Below are 5,288 nucleotides of genomic sequence, written 5' to 3'. Positions count from 1 at the left end.
ACGACGCCGACCTTCAGCCCGTCCGCGGCCATCGCCGCGGCGAGGTTCACGGTCACGGAGGACTTGCCGACGCCGCCCTTGCCGGAGGCGACCGCCGTCCCGTCGAGGACGGCCCACACCGCCCCAGAGGTCGAAGTCACCGAATTTGACCCCCTGAGGCCCGGCCCGTAACCTTGACCGTCGGCGTGTCGTATGGCACGCCACCCCCCTGAGCACCCTCCTCCCGGTCTTTCGGGAGAGGCCGCTCGTCCACTTCCGGATCACCGCGGGCCTCGGCCCACGTGAGCGGCTGGCATCAGGGGACCGTTCCCGAGTGAGAGAGAGATCCGCGTGTACGCCATCGTGCGCAGCGGTGGTCGCCAGCACAAGGTTGCTGTCGGCGACATCGTTGAGGTTGACAAGATTTCCACTGCCAAGGTTGGCGACACGGTCGAGCTCTCGACCCTGCTCGTTGTCGACGGCGACGCCGTGACCAGCGACCCGTGGGTGCTGGCCGGTATCAAGGTCACGGCCGAGGTCGTGGACCACCACAAGGGCGCGAAGATCGACATCCTTCGCTACAAGAACAAGACCGGCTACCGCCGTCGCCAGGGCCACCGCCAGCAGTACACGGCGATCAAGGTCACCGGCATCCCCACGGCTGCGAAGTAAGGGACTGAGGAGAGATGGCACACAAGAAGGGCGCATCGTCCACCCGGAACGGTCGCGATTCCAACGCTCAGCGGCTCGGCGTGAAGCGCTTCGGCGGTCAGGTCGTCAGCGCCGGTGAGATCCTTATCCGCCAGCGCGGCACCCACTTCCACCCGGGCTCGGGCGTCGGCCGTGGCGGCGACGACACGCTGTTCGCCCTGCAGGCCGGTTCGGTGCAGTTCGGCACCCACCGTGGCCGCAAGGTCGTGAACATCGTTCCGGTCGCCTGATCGGTTCTTTTCGCGGAGGCGGACCTCACTTCCCGGCAGGGAAGCGGGTCCGCCTTTCGCGTGTTACTAGATAGACATTCCACCTCGTAGCACCCCCTTCCTCTGGAGGCACAGAACCATGACCACCTTCGTGGACCGCGTCGAGCTGCACGTCGCCGCGGGTAACGGAGGCCACGGCTGCGCCTCCGTACACCGGGAGAAGTTCAAGCCGCTCGGCGGGCCCGACGGCGGCAACGGCGGCCGTGGCGGCGATGTGACCCTGGTCGTCGACCAGGCGATCACCACCCTCCTCGAGTACCACCACTCCCCGCACCGCAAGGCGACCAACGGTCAGCCCGGTGCCGGCGACAACCGCTCCGGCAAGGACGGCCAGGACCTCGTCCTGACCGTGCCCGACGGCACCGTCGTCCTCGACAAGCAGGGCAACGTCCTCGCCGACCTCGTCGGCCAGGGCACCACCTTCGTCGCGGGCCAGGGCGGCCGCGGCGGCCTCGGCAACGCCGCGCTGTCCTCCGCCCGCCGCAAGGCCCCCGGCTTCGCGCTCCTCGGCGAGCCCGGCGAGGCCCGGGACATCGTCCTGGAGCTGAAGACCGTCGCCGACGTGGCGCTGGTCGGCTACCCGAGCGCCGGCAAGTCCTCGCTCATCTCCGTCCTGTCGGCCGCCAAGCCGAAGATCGCGGACTACCCCTTCACCACGCTGGTCCCCAACCTGGGCGTCGTCACCGCCGGCTCGACCGTGTACACGATCGCCGACGTGCCGGGCCTGATCCCGGGCGCCAGCCAGGGCCGCGGTCTCGGCCTGGAGTTCCTGCGCCACGTGGAGCGCTGCTCCGTCCTCGTGCACGTCCTGGACACGGCGACGCTGGAGTCCGACCGTGACCCCGTCACCGACCTCGACATCATCGAGGAAGAGCTGAAGCAGTACGGCGGCCTTGAGGACCGCCCCCGCGTCGTCGTCCTCAACAAGATCGACATCCCGGACGGCCAGGACCTGGCGGACATGATCCGCCCGGACCTGGAGGAGCGCGGCTACCAGGTCTTCGAGGTCTCGGCCGTGGCCCGTACCGGACTGAAGGAGCTCTCCTTCGCGCTGGCCGACATCGTCGCCAAGGCGCGCGCGGCCAAGCCCAAGGAGGAGTCGACGCGGATCGTCCTGCGCCCGAAGGCCGTCGACGACGCCGGCTTCACCGTCACGTACGACGAGGCCGAGGACGTGTACCGGGTGCGCGGCGAGAAGCCGGAGCGCTGGGTCCGCCAGACCGACTTCAACAACGACGAGGCCGTCGGCTACCTCGCCGACCGTCTCAACCGCCTGGGCGTCGAGGACGCGCTGATGAAGGCGGGCGCCCGCGCGGGCGACGGCGTGGCGATCGGAGCCGAGGACAACGCGGTCGTCTTCGACTGGGAGCCCACCATGATGGCCGGCGCCGAGATGCTCGGCCGCCGTGGCGAGGACCACCGTCTCGAAGCCCCGCGTCCGGCCGCGCAGCGCCGCCGCGACCGCGAGGCGGAGCGGGACGAGGCGCAGCGCGAGTACGACGAGTTCGACCCCTTCTAGGGTCTGCCCGAGTCCCGGGAGCGGCCGGTCGGCGACGTCGGCCGCTCCCGTAGGATCCTCGGTGTGAGCAGCGCCCCCCCACCCACGCCAGACGGCACCCTCGGTGTCGTGGTCATCGCCTACAACGACGAGGCGCTGGTCGGCGATGCCATCCGGTCCGCGCTCGACCAGGGGCCCGTGGTCGCGGAGGTCGTGGCCGTCAACGACGCGTCGAGCGACGGCACGGCGAAGGTCCTGGACGAGCTGGCGGCGCGCCACCCCCGGGTGCGCGTGGTCCACCGCACGGAGAACAGCGGCGGCTGCGGCTCCCCCCGCAACGACGGCATCGAGGCGGCCACCGCCCGCTACGTGATGTTCCTCGACAGCGACGACATCCTGCCCGAGGGCGCGGCCGAGTCCCTGGTGGCGGCGGCCGAGCGGCACCGGACCCCGGTCGCGGTCGGCGTCTGCGTCCGGCGCGAACTGCCCGGCGGCCGAGAGGTGCGCTGGCAGCCCGGGCTCTACCGTGAGCCCGCCCTCCTGGAGACCGTGAGCGACCTCACCCCGCTGGTGCAGGACACGCTCTGCGTCAACAAGGTCTACGCCCGGTCCTTCCTCCTCGACCACGGCATCCGGTTCCCCGACGGCCGTTTCATCTACGAGGACTTCCTCTTCACCGCCCGCGTCCTGGCCGCCGCGCCGCGCGTCGCCGTGATCCCCGACACGGTCTACGTGTGGCACGTCCGCCGCGCCGCCGCACAGCTGTCGATCTCCCTGGACCGCGAGGGCGTCGCCAACTGGCAGGCCCGTATCGCGGCCCACCGCAAGGCCGTGGAGACCTTCACGGAGGCCGGCCGGCCCGAACTCGCCGCCGCCTGCCGCACCAAGTTCCTGGAACACGATCTGCGGCTGTACGCCCGCGAGTTGAGGCTGCGCGACGCCGCCTACCAGGTCGACTGGTGGGCGTCGACCCGGGAGTACCTCGGCACCTTCGACGAGAGCGAGATCGCCGCGGCCGTCGCACCCGCCCGCTGGGCGGCCCGCTTCGTCCTGGCCGCCAAGGAGCCGCGGGAGCTGCTCCGGCTGTCCCGGCTGGCCGCCGAGCCGGCCCGGCTGCTCCCGCCGTACGCGCGGAGCGAGGACGTCGCCGTCTGGTCCTTGGACCTTCCCGATCTGGAGCTCGACGGCGTCGGGACGATGCCCCTCGACGAGCTTCCGGTGGTCGTCGACGCCGATCTCCAGACGAGTGGGGGCGGTGAGCTGCGCCTCACGGTCCGCGATCTGTACGGCAGGCTGCGCGCGGCGGGACCCCGTACGGTCCAGGTCTCGTTCCTGCCCCGCGGCTCCGAGGAGCCCGCCCGCACCGAGCGGGCCGAACTCGCCGAGGGCGAGGGCGGCTGGACCGCCCGCGTTCCGGCCGGGCTCACCGCGCTGGCCGGGGCCGGCCGTCGCCGGGGGAACCGCGGCACCCAGCTGTGGGACATCCGGATCACCGTCACCTGCGCGGACGGCGACTCCTTCTCGACGGCGCTCCGGCTGCCGGAGGGACGTGAGCGGCGCTCGGTCGTGCCGAGCAGCCGGTACGGTGTACTGCTGGTGCAGCAGTACACGACGGCGAGCGGATCGCTCGCCGTGCGGCTCGCACCGGGCGCCCGTGACGGGCTCCGGGCGGTCAGGGCCAGGCTCCGTCGGCTCTCCCGCAGTTCTTAGCGAAAGGGATAAGGGGCGTTATGACTTTTCTGATCACCGGAGGCGCCGGATACATCGGCTCGCACGTGGTCCGCGCCATGACGCAGGCCGGTGAGCGGGTCGTCGTCCTGGACGACCTGTCCACCGGGTACGCGGAGCGGGTCCCGGAGGGCGTGCCCCTGGTGGTCGGCTCGACCCTCGACCGTGAGGTCCTGGACCGGACCATCGCCGAGCACGGCGTCACGGGCGTGGTCCACCTCGCGGCGAAGAAGCAGGTCGGCGAGTCCGTCGAGCAGCCGCTGCACTACTACCGCGAGAACGTCCAGGGCCTGACCGTGCTCCTGGAGGCCGTGGCCGCCGCCGGCGTGCGCAACTTCCTCTTCTCCTCCTCGGCCGCCGTCTACGGCATGCCGGACGTGGACCTCGTCACCGAGGACACCCCGTGCCTGCCCCTGAGCCCGTACGGCGAGACGAAGCTCGCCGGCGAGTGGATCGTCCGTGCCGCCGGCAAGGCCCACGGCATCTCCACGGCCTGCCTGCGCTACTTCAACGTGGCCGGCGCGGCGACCCCCGAGCTGGCCGACACGGGTGTCTTCAACCTGGTCCCGATGGTCTTCGAGCGGCTCGACGCCGACGAGGCCCCGCGGATCTTCGGTGACGACTACGCCACCCCCGACGGCACGTGCGTCCGCGACTACATCCACGTCGAGGACCTCGCCGACGCCCACCTGGTCGCCGCGCGCAAGCTCGCCGAGTGGGCCGCCGCCGGCGAGCCGCGCGACCTGACCGTGAACATCGGCCGCGGCGAGGGCGTCTCCGTCCGCGAGATGATCGACCTGATCAACGAGATCACCGGCCACTCGGTGGCCCCGGTCGTCACCCCGCGCCGCCCGGGCGACCCGGCCCGCGTCGTCGCCGCCGCGGACCGCATCGCCGCGGAGCTGGGCTGGAAGGCCCGCCACGACGTCCGCGACATGATCACCTCCGCGTGGGCCGGCTGGGTGGCCCGCCGAGGCGTGTCCGCCTGACGCGCAGCGCACACAGCCGAGGGCCGGGGAGTGTCTCCCCGGCCCGCGGCCGGTTGGGGGCGGGCCCGGGGGCGCCCCCCGGGACGGGGGGGGGCGCGCCGGGGGGGGCCCCCG

The 5,288-nt window shown here is 72.0% G+C and carries 6 protein-coding genes; 5 read left to right on the top strand and 1 reads right to left on the bottom strand.

The window, feature by feature from the left end:
• On the bottom strand, nucleotides 1-119 hold a 119-nt coding region (locus tag AB0D99_RS35455; protein WP_362372303.1), incomplete at its 3' end, for a P-loop NTPase.
• Between the two features lie 211 nt (nucleotides 120-330).
• Between AB0D99_RS35455 and rplU the strand changes: the two genes are divergently transcribed.
• The 5 genes from rplU (at nucleotide 331) to galE (ending at nucleotide 5,174) form a co-directional block, all read left to right on the top strand.
• On the top strand, nucleotides 331-651 hold the full coding sequence (rplU, locus tag AB0D99_RS35450; protein ID WP_114036861.1) for a 50S ribosomal protein L21: 321 nt from the start codon (nucleotides 331-333) through the stop codon (nucleotides 649-651).
• A 14-nt stretch (nucleotides 652-665) separates the two neighbouring features.
• Nucleotides 666-920 carry a 50S ribosomal protein L27 gene (gene rpmA / locus AB0D99_RS35445; protein ID WP_073914109.1) on the top strand — a complete coding sequence of 85 codons (255 nt, stop codon included), beginning with the start codon at nucleotides 666-668 and terminating at the stop codon, nucleotides 918-920.
• Nucleotides 921-1,038: 118 nt separating this feature from the next.
• Nucleotides 1,039-2,478: a GTPase ObgE gene (gene obgE / locus AB0D99_RS35440; RefSeq protein ID WP_362372298.1), complete on the top strand. Its 1,440-nt coding sequence runs from the start codon at nucleotides 1,039-1,041 to the stop codon at nucleotides 2,476-2,478.
• Nucleotides 2,479-2,541: 63 nt separating this feature from the next.
• Nucleotides 2,542-4,167, top strand: a complete 1,626-nt coding sequence (locus AB0D99_RS35435; protein WP_362372295.1) for a glycosyltransferase family 2 protein — start codon at nucleotides 2,542-2,544, stop codon at nucleotides 4,165-4,167.
• A 20-nt stretch (nucleotides 4,168-4,187) separates the two neighbouring features.
• The gene (galE, locus tag AB0D99_RS35430) at nucleotides 4,188-5,174 is read left to right on the top strand and encodes a UDP-glucose 4-epimerase GalE (protein ID WP_362372292.1); all 987 of its coding nucleotides are present in this window, start codon (nucleotides 4,188-4,190) and stop codon (nucleotides 5,172-5,174) included.
• Nucleotides 5,175-5,288: the final 114 nt, after the last annotated feature.

It is taken from the genome of Streptomyces sp. NPDC047971 (assembly GCF_040653355.1).
Lineage (GTDB): Bacteria > Actinomycetota > Actinomycetes > Streptomycetales > Streptomycetaceae > Streptomyces.
This window is presented reverse-complemented; position numbering and strand designations above follow the sequence as displayed.